Origin of the sequence: Virgibacillus sp. MG-45, assembly GCF_036409425.1 — a bacterium.
Taxonomy (GTDB): domain Bacteria; phylum Bacillota; class Bacilli; order Bacillales; family Amphibacillaceae; genus LDC-1.
The window spans coordinates 50796-65612 of sequence record NZ_JAXOFU010000016.1 but is presented as its reverse complement, the minus strand read 5'-3'; the positions used below and the strand labels follow the sequence as shown (position 1 = coordinate 65612).

13 protein-coding genes are annotated in these 14817 nt (G+C 41.1%); 9 read left to right on the top strand and 4 right to left on the bottom strand.

What is annotated here, in order from left to right; all coding sequences use genetic code 11:
• Window positions 1–230 precede the first annotated feature (230 nt).
• Window positions 231–359: a hypothetical protein gene (locus SPK86_RS14560; RefSeq protein ID WP_330949703.1), complete on the bottom strand. Its 129-nt coding sequence runs from the start codon at window positions 357–359 to the stop codon at window positions 231–233.
• A 152-nt stretch (window positions 360–511) separates the two neighbouring features.
• On the opposite strand from SPK86_RS14560, the gene SPK86_RS14555 reads away from it, so the two are divergent.
• The 9 genes from SPK86_RS14555 to SPK86_RS14515 all read left to right on the top strand — a co-directional run bounded on the left by SPK86_RS14555 (window position 512) and on the right by SPK86_RS14515 (window position 10802).
• Window positions 512–1183, top strand: a complete 672-nt coding sequence (locus SPK86_RS14555) for a hypothetical protein (protein WP_284141220.1) — start codon at window positions 512–514, stop codon at window positions 1181–1183.
• Window positions 1184–1349: 166 nt separating this feature from the next.
• A complete protein-coding gene (locus SPK86_RS14550) occupies window positions 1350–2927 on the top strand; it encodes a Na+/H+ antiporter NhaC family protein (protein WP_330949702.1) in 1578 nt (525 codons plus the stop codon).
• A gap of 121 nt (window positions 2928–3048) precedes the next feature.
• The gene (locus tag SPK86_RS14545; protein WP_330949701.1) at window positions 3049–4212 is read left to right on the top strand and encodes an aminotransferase class I/II-fold pyridoxal phosphate-dependent enzyme; all 1164 of its coding nucleotides are present in this window, start codon (window positions 3049–3051) and stop codon (window positions 4210–4212) included.
• A 45-nt stretch (window positions 4213–4257) separates the two neighbouring features.
• On the top strand, window positions 4258–5895 hold the full coding sequence (locus SPK86_RS14540) for a thiamine pyrophosphate-dependent enzyme (protein ID WP_443089793.1): 1638 nt from the start codon (window positions 4258–4260) through the stop codon (window positions 5893–5895).
• A 121-nt stretch (window positions 5896–6016) separates the two neighbouring features.
• Window positions 6017–7516, top strand: a complete 1500-nt coding sequence (locus SPK86_RS14535) for an aldehyde dehydrogenase family protein (RefSeq protein WP_284141238.1) — start codon at window positions 6017–6019, stop codon at window positions 7514–7516.
• A 77-nt stretch (window positions 7517–7593) separates the two neighbouring features.
• The gene (locus tag SPK86_RS14530; RefSeq protein WP_330949700.1) at window positions 7594–8766 is read left to right on the top strand and encodes a saccharopine dehydrogenase family protein; all 1173 of its coding nucleotides are present in this window, start codon (window positions 7594–7596) and stop codon (window positions 8764–8766) included.
• 299 nt (window positions 8767–9065) lie between these two features.
• Window positions 9066–9848, top strand: coding sequence for an IclR family transcriptional regulator (locus SPK86_RS14525; protein WP_330949699.1), 783 nt, complete (start codon window positions 9066–9068; stop codon window positions 9846–9848).
• Window positions 9845–10183 (top strand): DUF3870 domain-containing protein, encoded by a 339-nt coding sequence (locus SPK86_RS14520; protein ID WP_284141226.1) that lies wholly within the window; start codon window positions 9845–9847, stop codon window positions 10181–10183. Before SPK86_RS14525 ends, SPK86_RS14520 begins: the two co-directional genes overlap by 4 nt.
• Window positions 10184–10244: 61 nt before the next feature.
• Entirely contained in the window at window positions 10245–10802 is a 558-nt protein-coding gene (locus SPK86_RS14515; RefSeq protein WP_330949698.1) for a hypothetical protein, read from the top strand.
• A gap of 85 nt (window positions 10803–10887) precedes the next feature.
• Here SPK86_RS14515 and SPK86_RS14510 read toward each other — a convergent pair whose 3' ends face one another.
• From SPK86_RS14510 to SPK86_RS14500, 3 genes are read right to left on the bottom strand one after another with little or no spacing between them, the layout of a single operon-like run.
• Window positions 10888–12336 carry an NAD-dependent succinate-semialdehyde dehydrogenase gene (locus SPK86_RS14510; protein WP_330949697.1) on the bottom strand — a complete coding sequence of 483 codons (1449 nt, stop codon included), beginning with the start codon at window positions 12334–12336 and terminating at the stop codon, window positions 10888–10890.
• A 36-nt stretch (window positions 12337–12372) separates the two neighbouring features.
• Window positions 12373–13578 (bottom strand): acyl-CoA dehydrogenase family protein, encoded by a 1206-nt coding sequence (locus SPK86_RS14505; RefSeq protein ID WP_330949696.1) that lies wholly within the window; start codon window positions 13576–13578, stop codon window positions 12373–12375.
• An 18-nt stretch (window positions 13579–13596) separates the two neighbouring features.
• The gene (locus tag SPK86_RS14500) at window positions 13597–14745 is read right to left on the bottom strand and encodes a CaiB/BaiF CoA transferase family protein (RefSeq protein WP_330949695.1); all 1149 of its coding nucleotides are present in this window, start codon (window positions 14743–14745) and stop codon (window positions 13597–13599) included.
• Between the last annotated feature and the right edge of the window lie 72 nt (window positions 14746–14817).

Below are 14817 nucleotides of genomic sequence, written 5' to 3'. Positions count from 1 at the left end.
GTGCCCTTATAGGGCGAAACTAAAACCGCCCGTTTTACGGGCGGATAGTTACTTGGATAGGATTATGAAACGAGCGAGAACCGCTCCAACTCGAGCGAGAACCCGCCAACTCGAGCGAGATGCACCCAAACTCGAGCGAGAACAGCTCCAAACGATCAAGAATCCTCCCAAACGATCAAGAAACAGGGTGAAACGATCAAGAAACGCTCCAATTCGATCGAGAAACCACCCTAAACGATCGAGAACAGCTCCAAACGATCAAGAATCGCTCCAATTCGATCAAGAAACAGCCCCAAACGATCAAGAAGTCCCCCAACTCGATCAAGAATCGCTCCAATTCGATCAAGCCTCCGCCCCACATAAGTGAGTCCTCCAACTCTGCTAATCAAGCTATGCAAAACTTTTTCTAGTTAAATAGTGGTAACAGCGGTAAATATGTGTTTAAATTAGATGTATTTAAGGGAACATATTATTAATCGTTCAAAGAGAATAATGGTGGGAGGTTGAAAAAATGAAGCTGTTCCAAGTGAGGAAAGGGCAATTTGTATTTTATGAAAATGAACTCCATAAAGTATATTCTGTAAAGCCAATGTTTAAAAAATCGATTCACTTATACCGCTTGAAGGATATGAAACAAATTTTAACAAAGGCTAGTGAGATTCATTATTATAAGCCAAAGCATAATGATACATTTATATTTTATGGAAAACGATATACGATTGATGAAACGAAGACTCCTGAGGAAGGAGATTACATTCTTATAACAAAGCCAGCGCCTGACTTTCTAGATCACTATTCATTAAATGAAATCGAAAAAGTTGAAAGTGTCGAGGATGGCAATGTTGTAACGACAAGAGATAATGGTGTAAAGCACCATGAATATGTTGTGATGGTTCCTGGACGTGGGGAAGGTAGTCAAGAGATTGCCTATTATGATAAAAACAAGGTTCCAGAATCACAGCAGATTGAAGATGAGTCGATGGAATATTTGGCCGAGAGTGAGGATCGCATTAAACCAGCAGTAGGCGATATTTACCTTGATGTTCAAAATAAAACGAAGGCGATGATTGTGGCGATGACAGAGGATGAAGTGGTTTTCGGTCATGGCTTGAAAATTCATGTTGCTGAGCTTTTAGATGAAAGCAGCTTTCGTATTGTCCACCGAGTAGATGAAGAAATATAAATAAAACAAAAGAAACTCCTCTTTCACGAGTCTGTTTTCAGGCTCTGAAAGGGGTTTTTTGTTTGCTTTTTTCGTGAATAAAAAAGGTGTTTTATAAATAGTGTAGAATAGTATTAATAATCAAAAAACAACAACCAACAAGAACTATGATGAAGGAGGTTTTGTATTGGAAAATTCTATTTGGTCGTTAGTTCCGCCGTTAATAGCAATTCTCATGGTGCTTTTAACGAAGCGAGTTTTAGTCTCGCTTGGAGTTGGCATTGTCGCGGCAGCATTCTTCGTAGGAAGCTTTCAACTGCAAGAATCACTGCGCTTAATTTGGGATGCATTTAAAGGAGTCTTCGTGGTCGATGGCGCACTTAACACATGGAATATTTACATTCTCTTGTTTGTACTGATGCTTGGAATTATTACGGCATTTGTAAGTATGATGGGAGGAACACAAGCTTTTGGTGAATGGATGATTCGTCGGGTGAAAACGCGAGCCGGTGCACAGATAATGACGATGATTCTGGGAGTAATTGTGTTTGTGGATGATTACTTTAATAGCTTAACTGTCGGACAGGTTGCGAAGCCAGTAACGGATAAGCATCGCATTTCACGTGCTAAGCTTGCTTATATTGTTGATTCCACCTCTGCACCAATATGTGTTGTTGCTCCAGTATCAAGCTGGGGAGCATACATTATTGGGATTATCGGGACAGTTTTTGCAGCACAAAGCATATCTGATTCTGAATTTACCGCTTTTCTGCAAATGATTCCGATGAATTTTTATGTATGGTCTGCGTTAGGAGTAGTGACAATTATTGCATTACGCCAAGTTGATTTTGGTCCGATGAAAGTGCATGAGAAACGGGCAATCGAAACAGGAGAAGTATTGGATCCGAACCATAAGGAAACGATTGACTCGGAAGCAAAGCTCGTGACGAGCCAGATTGGAAAAATTACCGATCTTGTCGTTCCAATTGCGGTACTATTTCTTGCTACGATCGGATTTATTTATTGGAGTGGGTATCGAGCACTAACTGGGGAAGAAAAGACGTTAATTGCCATATTTGGAGAAGCCGATGTTTCAGAAGCATTATTTTTAGGTGGGGCTATTGGATTACTTGTAACACTTAGCTTGTTTGTAAGACATTTAGTACAAAAGCAATTAACAGGAAAAGAGTTTAAAAATGGGTTTGCTTTTGGAGCTAAGTCGATGCTACCTGGATTTTCAATCTTAATTTTTGCCTGGGCGATTGTTGCGTTAATTGATCAATTAGGAACAGGTGTGTATCTTGGAGAAGTCGTAAAGGATTCTAATCTTAGCTTTGCATTATTACCGTTTATCGTTTTTTTAATGGCTGGGTTTATTGCTTTTTCAACCGGAACTTCGTGGGGTGCTTTTGCTTTATTGTTACCAATAGGCGGGCAAATTGCCGCTGCAACAGATATATCATTAATCCTCCCAGTTATGGCTGCTGTATTAGCGGGATCTGTGTTTGGTGATCACTGCTCTCCGATATCTGATACAACGATCTTGTCTTCTACTGGTTCAAGCTGTCATCATATTGACCATGTTACGACACAGCTTCCATATGCGTTAGTGGCAGCTGGTATTGCTGGCTTTGGTTATTTAGCACTTGGTTTATCGGGAAGCGTATTGCTTGGTTTAGCAATGGTCTTTGTAGGATTAGCGATATTTTTTGCACTTTGTAAAAAGCCAAGGGTAATGGTGGAGGAAGAAAAAATTTCCAAGTAACTAGGTCTTTCGAATGAAATGTCAGTATTTTTTAAAAAGAATTGAAAATTAGAAAATACTGTTTTATACTATTGGTAATTATATGAAATAGCGTTTCATATAATGAAACAGGAGGATGAGGATGGCTTTTATTTCAAAGAAAGTACAGAGTTTGCCGCCATATTTGTTTTCTGATTTTCAGCGTAAAAAGCTCGAACTGCAGGCGAAAGGGGTGGATGTCATAGATTTAGGAATTGGGGCGCCAGATTTACCTACCCCTGCCTTTATTATTGATCGACTAGTGGAAGAATCGCAAAAGGCTGCGAATCATCGCTATTCAAGCTATGCAGGAAGTGTGGAATTTAGAGAAGCTGTAGCGCAGTTTTATTTGAAGCGGTATGGGGTTCAGTTAGATCCAGAAGAGGAAGTGCTCGCGCTAATTGGCACAAAGGAAGGAATTGCAAACCTTGTTCAAGCGGTAATTAATCCAGGTGAAGCTGTGTTTGTACCGAATCCGGGATATCCTGTTTATCGGAGCGCTGTTCATTTAGCGGGTGGACGTACGATTGATCTGCCTTTAAATCATGCGCAAGGCTATGAACCACAGTTTAACAAGCTATCGCAAGAAGAAAAAGCAGCTGCCAAGCTAATGTTCTTAAATTACCCGAGCAATCCAACCGCCGCCACGGTTTCTATTCAAACTTTTTTGGAAGCGGTTACATTTTCCGTCGAAAATGACCTTATTTTAGCGAATGATATGGCATATGACTTGATTACCTTTGATAGCTACAAATCACCAAGTGTGATGCAGGTTCCAAATGCAAAGGAATGTGCAGTTGAATTCGGCTCCCTTTCGAAAAGCTTTAATATGACAGGATGGCGAATAGGTTATGTCGTTGGAAATAAAACTGTGATCAAGGCTTTATCAACATTAAAAAGCAATATCGATACAAGTCAGTTTTTACCGATTCAAAAGGCGGCAGCAAGAGCACTTAAAAGTGATTTATCAGCAGCTACGTTGCACAGCTCCATTTTTAAGGAACGAATGGAAAAAATGCACCAAGCCCTTGAAAAAAGTGCAATTATCGCAGAAAAACCAAGAGGCACAATATTTCTCTGGGCAAAAGTTCCTGACGGATTTAGCTCACAATCGTTTGCCAATCAGGTTCTAGAGGAAGCAGCAATAATCGTTACCCCAGGAACTGCTTTTGGTCATTTAGGGGAGGGATACGTGCGAATTGCTTTAACCGTGCCAGTTGAACGACTAGAAGAAGCAGGGAAACGACTTCAGCGGATGCCATTTTAAGGAGGGAAGCAAGCTGTGCAAAAGACCGTAGAACAATCTACACAAATGACTGCCGCACAAGCAGTTGTAGAATGTATGAAAAGAGAAGACGTTTCAAATGTGTTTTGTGTACCTGGAGAAAGCTATTTACCAGTACTTGATGCGCTCTATGATACACCTTCCATTCAAGTTATTGCTGCTCGGCATGAAGGAGGAGCGGCATTTATGGCAGAAGGGTATGCAAAATCAGCGCTGAAAACAGGAGTTGTATTAGCTACACGTGGGGTTGGTGCTGCTAATCTATCTATTGGTGTGCACACGGCGTATCAGGATTCAACACCAATGGTAGTTTTTCTGGGGCAGGTACATAGTAAGTTTAAAGGAAGAGAAGGATTCCAGGAGATTGATTTGGATAATTACTTTCAGCCGATCACGAAATGGACAGTTGAAGTAAACGATCCTGATAGAATACCAGAGCTTGTCCAACGCGCTTTCCGAGTGGCGAAATCTGGTAGACCAGGTCCTGTTGTTGTGTCATTGCCAGAGGATGTACTGCCTAGAAAAGCGGCAATGCGTTTTGGACCAGTAAGTCCTGTTGCAACGCCTGCTCCTTCTGAAACGGAGATTATTCGCGTTAATGAAATCCTTTCTCAGGCAAAACGTCCATTAATAATTGCAGGTGGTGGTGTAAAACAGGCAGAGGCTGAGGTTGTCCTTACTTCCTTTGCGAATAAATATAACATTCCTGTGATAGCAAGCTTTCGTCGCCATGATGTATTCCCGAACGATCACCCATTGTATGCGGGACATTTAGGATTAGGGACAAATCAGGAGATTATAAAAACAGTAGCAGAAGCAGATGTTATCGTGGCACTTGGAACACGACTTTCTGAGGTAACAACACAGGATTATACAATCATGACGGAAGAGAAAAAACTGATTCATATTGATATCTCACATGAAGTTATTGGTCAGGTATATGCACCTGACATCGGGATTGTTGCAGATGTAAAAGAAGCGTTAAGCGCGCTACTTCAATTAAACCTAGGTCCATCTTGGCATGAATGGGCAGATGGATGTCAACAGCGCTATCGGCAGGCAAGCTCCTTGAGCGTAAAGGATGGAGATGTGATTAATAAGCGAATTATCCATTCCATGGCGACAAAGCTACCAGCTAGTACACTGCTTACGAATGATGCTGGAAATTTTGCGGGCTGGCTCCATGCGTTTTACCCGTTTACTCTACAGCACACGTATGTTGGACCAACGTCAGGGGCAATGGGTTACGGATTACCAGCAGCGATTGGCGCCAAGCTCGCCTATCCAGAGAAGCTCGTCGTTTCTCTTTCAGGCGATGGTGGCTTTATGATGACCGTTCAGGAGCTGGAAACCGCAGTGCGATACAACATTCCAGTTATTGCACTTGTCTTTAATAACAATATGTACGGAACGATTCGGATGCACCAAGAACTCTACTATCCAGAAAAAGTAATTGCCACAGATTTAGGTACCGTTTCCTTTGCAAAAATGGCGGAAAGTGTCGGAGCAAAAGGTTATTTTGTATCCAGTCTAGCGCAGTTTGAGCAGGCACTTACAGAAGCAATTTCGATGAACGTGCCTACTGTAATCGAAATTCGCACAGAGAAAGAACAAATCTCTGTTGCTAAGACGATTACTCAGCTACGAGATCAAGCAAGGAAATAATTCAGTCACGTTTTTCATAGAAATCTAAAGATGCATTTCTTTATTATCCGATAATCTGGCCTCATTGGAACTGAACATGGGTGTCAGGATAAGAAATTTAATTAATTTGGAGGGATAAATGATGACAGAAGGATTACTTCAAGTAAAAAAACTAGCAAATTTCATTAATGGCAAATGGGAGGAAGCAATTGGGGAAACAGCTCCAGTAACAAATCCAGCAACTGGAGAAACGATTGTAGAAGTACCATTATCTGATCAAAAGGCTGTCAATGAAGCAGTAAAGGCAGCTGAAAAGGCGCAAAAGGAGTGGGCGCTAGTACCTGCTCCACAGCGTGCTGAGGTGTTGTATCAAATTGGTTACTTGATGAGGGAGCGGAAGGAAAAGCTTGCGCAGCTTTTAACAATGGAGAATGGAAAGGTACTTGAAGAAGCGCGTGGTGAAGTACAAGAAGGAATTGATATGGCCTTTTATATGGCAGGGGAAGGAAGACGTTTATTTGGTCAAACTACCCCAGCTGAGTTAAAGGATAAATTCGCGATGAGTGTGCGTGCACCGATTGGTGTGGTAGGAATTATTACACCATGGAATTTTCCAATCGCTATTGCGACGTGGAAGTCATTCCCGGCTATTGTCGCTGGAAACGCAGTAGTATGGAAGCCGGCAACAGAAACGCCGATTATGGCTTATGAATTAGCGAAGATTTGTGAAGAAGCAGGGCTTCCCAAGGGCGTGCTAAATGTTGTATTTGGAAGCGGCTCAACAGTTGGAGATGCGATGGTACAGCATGATAAAATTCGAGTCATTTCATTTACCGGTTCCAATGATACAGGACGCAATATTGCTGCTGAATGTGGTCGTCAATTAAAAAAGGTGTCATTAGAAATGGGTGGAAAAAATGCCGTTATTGTCATGGATGATGCGGACTTAGAGCTTGCTGTGGAAGGAATATTATGGAGTGCCTTTGGAACGAGTGGGCAGCGTTGTACGGCTTGTAGTCGGGTCATTGTACATGAAAATGTAAAGGAAACCTTGGAGGAACGTTTATTAGCTAAGATGGAGGAGTTAGTCATTGGAGATGGCTTGAATGAATCGGTAAAAGTCGGGCCGATTATTAATCAAGCGGGACTCGAAAAAATTAAAAAATATATCGACATTGGGAAAAACGAGGGTGCAAAGCTACTAGCAGGAGGTTATGAGCTAACAGATGGTGAATATAAGGGTGGGTATTATTTTGCCCCAACACTTTTCACAGATGCTACTGCTTCGATGCGTATTGCGCAAGAGGAGATTTTTGGTCCAGTCGTTTCCCTCATTCCAGTGCAAAGCTTTGAAGAAGCGATTGAAGTAAATAACGGCGTCACCTATGGACTTTCAAGTTCTATTTTTACGAGAGATGTGAATCGCGTATTTAAAGCCCAACGTGATTTAGATACAGGAATTGTTTACGTAAACGCTGGAACAACCGGCGCAGAAATCCATCTGCCATTTGGAGGCTCAAAAGGAACTGGAAATGGACATCGCGATTCCGGCGTACAGGCGTTAGATGTTTTCACAGAATGGAAAGCCGTTTACGTGGATTATAGTGGAAAGCTACAGCGTGCTCAAATTGATGTGGAATAACTATAGGCAGCATTGTTAGAGAAGGTTATAACGTACTGTCACATAATTAATGAAATATCGTTATAGGAGTTGATCAGATGAAAATCGGAGTTCTTGGAGCAGGATTAATGGGAAAAGAGGCGGCTCGGGATTTAGTTGCAAGTCCCAATGTAAGCGTCGTCGGGTTAGCGGATATTGACTTACAGCGGGCGCAAACTGTTTGTAATCAGCTGCAATCACCTAAGCTGACAGCACATCAGGTAAATGCTAGTGATGAAGCAAATTTAGCACAATATATCGGGCAATTTGATGTGATTATTAATGCTTTGTTTTATTCCTTTAATGAAATCGTCGCAAAAACTGCAATAAAGCTTGGTGTGCATTCCGTTGATTTAGGCGGGCATATTGGTCACATTACGGATAAAGTTCTAGAATTAAAAAAGGATGCTGAAGTAGCAAATGTCACATTAATTCCTGATCTTGGTGTTGCTCCTGGAATGATAAATATTTTATCAGGCTATGGGGCGAGTAAGCTTGATCAGCTCCAATCCATTCGCCTGTATGTTGGAGGCATACCTGTAAAGCCTGACGCGCCGCTTGAGTATAATCATGTATTTTCAATGGAAGGCGTGTTTGATCATTATACCGATCCATCGTTAATTATCCGCAATGGGATGAAACAGGAAGTTCCTTCTTTATCAGAGGTTGAACGAATTTACTTTGAGAAGTTTGGACCATTGGAGGCATTTCACACATCTGGTGGCACATCGACATTGTCTATCTCTTATCCGGATTTAGAAACACTAGAATATAAAACGATACGGTATCCCGGTCATGCTGAAAAATTCAAGCTACTCGTTGATCTTAATTTAACTCGTGCGGATTATGAAGTGGATGTTCATGGTCAAAAAATTAAACCGCGTGATGTATTTTTAAAGGTGCTTGATCCGATAGTGGAGCTTGGCGATAAAGATGATGCAGTATTGTTACGGGTCGTTGTTTCAGGTGAGAAGAATGGTGAACAGAAAACCTATGCCTATGAAATGACAACCTATAAGGATCGGGAACATAATGTCACTGCAATGGCTAGAGCAACTGCAAATACAATTTCGGTTGTTGCACAAATGATTGCAAACGGGGATATAACAAAGCGTGGGGTTTATCCACCAGAACAAATCGTTCCAGGTGCCTTGTATATGGAACAAATGGCAAAACGCAATGTCGTCATACACGAAATGGAAATGACTGAAAAAACGCACGTGAATAGTTAAGTGTGTTTTAACACGTAAGATAATGGAGAGACTGGGACAAAAGTGTATTAATCAATGTAAATTACGAACAATACGATAGTTGGATAAATAATCGCTCCGGAAAGATACTCCGCTTTCCGCGGGCGGCTAGTGAGCCTCCTCGTTCCTTCGTCACTGTGGGGTCTCACCGACGCCTTTCCTCCCGCAGGAGTCTCCGTATATTTTCTACGCTAGAATAGCGTATTGTTTGTCTTTATTACCGACTATTTAGATTTATCCCAGTCTCCCTTTTACTTATTAGCTGAAGAAGGAGAAGAAAAATGAACCAAAGTGTTGTAAAGGCACTCAAGCTATTGGATTTGTTTTCAGAAGAAACACCAGAGCTTTCATTAAAAGAAATTGCAGTAAGATCATCTCTTCCAAAGCCAACAGCTTATCGGTTGTTAACAACGCTTGAGCACATGAACTTTTTATACAAAACAAAGGATTCAGAGCATGATAGTCGCTATCGATTAGGCCTAAAGCTATTGGAATTAGGGCAGCTCGTTTCTTCATCCTTAGAAATTAGAGAAGTCGCTCTACCGTTTATGGAAAAACTAGCACAAACAATTAATGAAGTCGTTCACTTAGTCATAGTCAATAATGATGAAGCGACGTATATTGAAAAAGTAGAAAGCACTCGTGCGTTACGGTTGTATACGCGCATAGGAAAAAGCTCACCACTTTATATTGGCTCAGGACCTAAGCTATTATTGGCATTTTTATCAGAGCGTAAACAGCAAGCAATCCTAGAGCAATCAAATTTATATCAATTATCAGCGCAGCAATTAATAGATAAAGATTCATTACGAAAGCAATTACAGCATATTCGAAAGGTAGGCTATGCCTATAGTATCGGTGAACAGGATGCCGACACGACTGGGATATCCTATCCAATACAAAACTTTAAAGGAGAAGTCATTGCTGCTTTAACAGTAAGTGGTCTTTCAAGTCGTTTTGAAGGGGATCATTTACTGTATATTAAAAAGCATACGAAGGAGAGCGCATTAGAAATTTCTGCTAAGCTAGGATATCAATCTACGATGGAGTGTGCGTACGAATGAGAAAAACCATTTTTATTGCTGGACATGCCAGATTACCATCAGGGATGGCTGCAAAAAGTATCTATGAAACATTGACGATTACTGCAGAAGTGGATAAAAAATATGGGGTTATCGTTTCTGCGGGCTGTACGTTAGCAACGCTTCATGGTAGGGAGTATGTACAGGAGCTATTAAAGGGATATAGCTTACAAGATGGAATTGAGCAGCCGGTAGAAGATGTAAAGCACCATTACTTAGGGAAAGCAGGGAATGCAATTATTTCCGCATTAAAGGATTTAGATAAACAATATGAAGCTTATCGGTATCGATCTCAAGATGAACGGCGGGATGCATAAGTTTAACAAATAACATATAATGGAAGTAACGTTACAGGTTTAAATAGAAGCATGTATCCTTATGAAATATAAAATTGCCTACATGGAGAGTGAGATGGCTTTGAGCAGACTAATGTCATGTTTTGTTTTATTGCTAATGGGAGTAGTATTTTTAACGGGATGCAATGATGAAAAAGAATTGAATTTAAAGGATGGAGACGAACAAATAACCGAAGAGATGAATGATGTTATTTCAGATTACATTATTCAAAAATATGCCGACACGTATGCAAACACAGAAAAGCAATTTGAAGTCCATAAAGTATATGGAACGAGTGAAAAAGATGAGATCCTAACTGTTTATCTATGGTCTTATTATGGTGGCTATAGTAAAGCTACTGGAATAGAAAACCAATCAGGTCATTCATTGCCTGCGATGATTCGGTTAAGCAAAAAGGAAGATAGCTTTACTGTTATCGAATATAAAGAACCAAAAGACGGGAGTTTGTATTCGTCCTCTTTAAAAAAGATGTTCCCCAAAAAATACTTAGAGCTTGTTACACAAGATAGTGGAGATGTAGGAGAATTACAATTAGCGATGGATAAAAAAGTGAAACAATGGTTAAAGGGAGAAGGGTAAGAAAAAAGGGCTAATCACAAAATTAGCCCTTTTTCTATTCTGTGGATGGAATTTATTAGTTTATCAAACTTGCAATCGATTGACCTTATCGCTCTACACCAATTGAGACAAATTTCTTTTCCAGAAATTCATCCATTCCATGATGACCGCCTTCCTTGCCATTCCCAGATTGTTTGATTCCGCCGAATGGTGCTTCTGCAGTGGCTGGAAAGACATCATTTACCCCGACAATGCCGTAATCGAGCTTTTCTGCTACTCTTAGAGTTCGACTTGTGTTTTCTGTGAAAATGTAGGCGGCAAGCCCATAATCGGTATTGTTTGCTTTCTGGATAACTTCCGTTTCAGCTTGAAATGTTTGAACAGGAAATAACGGGCCAAACGTTTCTTCATGCATGACAAGCATATCATCGGATACATCTGCAATCACCGTAGGCGAGCAAAAATAACCTTTTAAATCCCCGGTCCAATCATTCCCACCTGCAATGATTTTAGCTCCCTTTTTTAGTGCGTCATTTAAATGTGCTTGCACTTTCGCACATGCTTGCTCGCTAATTAAAGGCCCTAAATCTGTATCTTCCTCCATTCCGGAGCCAACCTTCAATCCTTCAACCTTTTCTTGAAGCTTGTCGAGAAATTCTGTTGCAACGGCTTCATGAACATAAAGTCTATTTGCACAAATACATGTTTGCCCACTATTTCTAAACTTACTTGCTAAAGCAAGATTCACAGCTTTATCTAAGTCTGCATCCTCGAATACGATAAGTGGGGCATGACCACCAAGCTCAAGAGATACTTTCTTCAATTGCGCTGCACTTTCACGCATTAAATATTTGCCCACTTTTGTTGATCCTGTAAATGTAATCATTTTAACCGCCTTATTGGTCAGCATCGCTTTGCCAATCGCATCGGCATCACCTGTTACCATATTTACTACACCTGGTGGCATTCCAGCTTCTTCAAAGATTTTAATGATTTCGATTGCCGAAAGTGGTGTTTCGGGTGATGGCTTTAATACTACCGTGCAGCCTGCTGCTAATGCTGGAGCTAATTTACGAGTAATCATAGACGATGGAAAGTTCCATGGTGTGATGGCTGCAACTACTCCGATTGGTTTTGGGATAACAAGCATTCGCTTTGTAGGAATGGAGGATGGAATCCATTCCCCATAGCTTCTGCTTGCTTCCTCTGCGTACCATAATAAAAAGCTTGCTGCTCCTTTGACCTCTCCAATCGCTTCCTTTAGCGGTTTTCCTTGTTCTGCAGTTAGAATTTCTCCTAATCGATCGGCATCCTGTAACATTAGTTGGGCTGCTTTATATAAGATGCGAGACCGTTTGCGTCCAGTCATTTCACTCCACATTGGAAATGCTTGATCCGCTGCCATGATCGCTTCCAATGCTTCCTGTTCTGCACCGAATGCAACTTCAGTCAGTTTTTCTAATGTAGCTGGATTATAAATAGGCGTGGTTTTTCCAGGCTCTAACTCTTTCCATTGTCCATTAATAAAGATACTCTTTGTTTGTGCTTCTAGCATCTTCACCCTCCTAAAAAAAGATAAGTAGATTTTCTTTTACTTCACTGATTCGGTTTGACCTTCCCAAGCTGGCAGCATTTTATTCAGCTCTTTATCCTTGCGATAGCCAAGCACATATTCTGCTTGCATCACTGTATGAATTTCTCGCGTTCCTTCATAAATAACAGGTGCTTTCGAGTTTCGTAAATACCGTTCAACAGGATATTCATCTGAAAAGCCATAGGCTCCGTGAATTTGCACCGCATCATCCGCAGCTTGGTTGGCGAAATCACATGCTTGCCATTTTGCGAGTGACGTTTCTCGGGTATTCCTTTTGCCACTATTTTTTAGTTCGCCAGCTCGGTAGACTAGTAAGCGACTCATTTGTAGGCCTGCCTCCATTTTGGCGATCATTTGCTGGACAAGCTGATGCTTTCCTATTGGTTTACCAAAGGTTTCACGTTCATGACAATAACTAACACTCGCTTCTAAGCAAGCCATAATTTGACCGACTGCACCTGCGGCAACCGTAAATCGTCCATTATCTAGGGCCGACATTGCTATTTTAAAGCCTTCTCCTTCTTCACCAAGGAGGTTTTCTTTAGGAACCTTGATATTGTCGAAAAAGATTTCGCCCGTATTACCAGCACGTATTCCAAGCTTTCCTTTTTGAGCCTTCGAGGAAAAGCCTTCCCATGTTCTTTCTACGATAAATGCTGAAATACCATGATGCTTTTTCGATTTATCCGTATACGCAAAAACGAGAAAGTGATCTGCAGTATCACAAAGCGAAATCCATGTTTTTTGCCCGTTTAAAATATAATATTCATCCGCTTTAACTGCCGTAGACTGAAGAGAGGCAACATCTGATCCTGCACCAGGCTCTGTTAAGCCAAACGCACCGATTTTCTCCCCTTTTGCCTGTGGGACAAGATATTTTTCCTTTTGCGCTTCAGATCCCCACTGCAGGAGTGTCATACTGTTTAGTCCGGTATGAACAGAAACCGCTGTACGAAAAGCAGTATCTCCTCGTTCTAGCTCTTCACAAACAATCGCGAGGGCATTGTAATCCATGCCACTTCCTCCATAGATTTCTGGGATACAGACTCCCATTAGTCCAAGTGCTGCTAGTTTCGTGTAAATGTCTGGATCAAATTTTCCTTCTCGGTCCCATGCTGTAATATGGGGCATGATTTCTTTGTCTACAAAGCTACGGACTGTTTGCCGTAACAATTGCTGTTCTTCGGTAAATTGAAAATTCATTATCAATCATCTCCTATTTTATGAATACGATTTATTAATTCCAAATTGCACATTGTGCTCACCAGCAATTGGTGGATGCTGTCTAAATGAAACTGGAGTTCGAGAAAAATGTAGTGGACTGCCGATCAGCTTAATCGGTCCAGCGGTTGGATGCATTAGCTCGACAAACATGTTTCGTGCTAGGAGCTGTGGATCTTGGGTTACATCACTTAATTGCTGAATTGGTCCACAAGGAATATTGCTTTCGTGACATTGATTTAGCCAATATTCTGTTGGCTTTGTTTTAAATATATTCTGAAGCAAGGGCACTAATTCCGTTCGATGTGCTACCCGCTTCGGGTTTGTTCGAAAGCGTTCGTCTTCTCCGTATTCGGGTTTCCCTAGAATTGCGCATAAGGTCTTGAATTGGTGATCATTTCCAACCGCAATGACCATTTCACCATCAAATGTCTCGAATGTTTGATACGGGACAATGTTTGCATGATGATTCCCTAGCCTTGTTGGCACCTCTCCTGACATTAAGTAATTGCTTCCAATATTGACAAGTGCGCTTACTGCTGATTCATATAAAGAAATATCGAGTTTTTGTCCTTTTCCAGATTGACTGCGTTCGAGTAATGCGCCTTGAATGCCAATACATGCATAAAGCCCAGTTAAAATATCCGTGATGGCAACTCCCATTTTTTGTGGTCCGCTATCTGCATTACCAGTAATGCTCATGATTCCACTCATTGCTTGAATAATAAAATCATAGCCAGGTAATGCTTTGTATGGTCCCGTTTCACCGAATCCAGTAATCGAACAATAGATAAGCTGAGGATTAATATCCGATAAGGTAGCATAATCCAAGCCGAACTTTTCCATCGTGCCTGTCTTAAAGTTGTGTATGATGACGTCACTATCAGCTACAAGTTCTTTGATGATAGCAATACCTTCTTCGGTTTTTAAATTGACAGTTATGCTTTTCTTATTGCGGTTTGCACATAAATAATATGCACTAACATCATTTTGAAAGGGTGGTCCCCATTTCCTTGTTTCATCACTGCCTCCTGGAGCTTCTACTTTAATCACTTCAGCACCAAGATCACCTAGAATCATAGTGCAGTAGGGTCCTGCCAAAACGCGAGAAAGATCGAGAACCCGGATATGTGTTAATGCTCCTGCCACATTGTACACTCCTTTCTTCCTTATCTTTGTTTACGGTACGCATCAGGCAAAAGGCAATAAAAAAGCCAATTC

What these genes read in the sequence shown, in the direction of transcription:
- SPK86_RS14555 (WP_284141220.1), top strand. Translation starts at nt 512, where the DNA reads ATGAAGCTGTTCCAAGTGAGGAAAGGGCAATTTGTATTTTATGAAAAT.
- SPK86_RS14545 (WP_330949701.1), top strand. Translation starts at nt 3,049, where the DNA reads ATGGCTTTTATTTCAAAGAAAGTACAGAGTTTGCCGCCATATTTGTTT.
- SPK86_RS14540 (WP_443089793.1), top strand. Translation starts at nt 4,258, where the DNA reads ATGACTGCCGCACAAGCAGTTGTAGAATGTATGAAAAGAGAAGACGTT.
- SPK86_RS14535 (WP_284141238.1), top strand. Translation starts at nt 6,017, where the DNA reads ATGACAGAAGGATTACTTCAAGTAAAAAAACTAGCAAATTTCATTAAT.
- SPK86_RS14530 (WP_330949700.1), top strand. Translation starts at nt 7,594, where the DNA reads ATGAAAATCGGAGTTCTTGGAGCAGGATTAATGGGAAAAGAGGCGGCT.
- SPK86_RS14525 (WP_330949699.1), top strand. Translation starts at nt 9,066, where the DNA reads ATGAACCAAAGTGTTGTAAAGGCACTCAAGCTATTGGATTTGTTTTCA.
- SPK86_RS14520 (WP_284141226.1), top strand. Translation starts at nt 9,845, where the DNA reads ATGAGAAAAACCATTTTTATTGCTGGACATGCCAGATTACCATCAGGG.
- SPK86_RS14515 (WP_330949698.1), top strand. Translation starts at nt 10,245, where the DNA reads ATGAAATATAAAATTGCCTACATGGAGAGTGAGATGGCTTTGAGCAGA.
- SPK86_RS14510 (WP_330949697.1), bottom strand. Translation starts at nt 12,336, where the DNA reads ATGCTAGAAGCACAAACAAAGAGTATCTTTATTAATGGACAATGGAAA.
- SPK86_RS14505 (WP_330949696.1), bottom strand. Translation starts at nt 13,578, where the DNA reads ATGAATTTTCAATTTACCGAAGAACAGCAATTGTTACGGCAAACAGTC.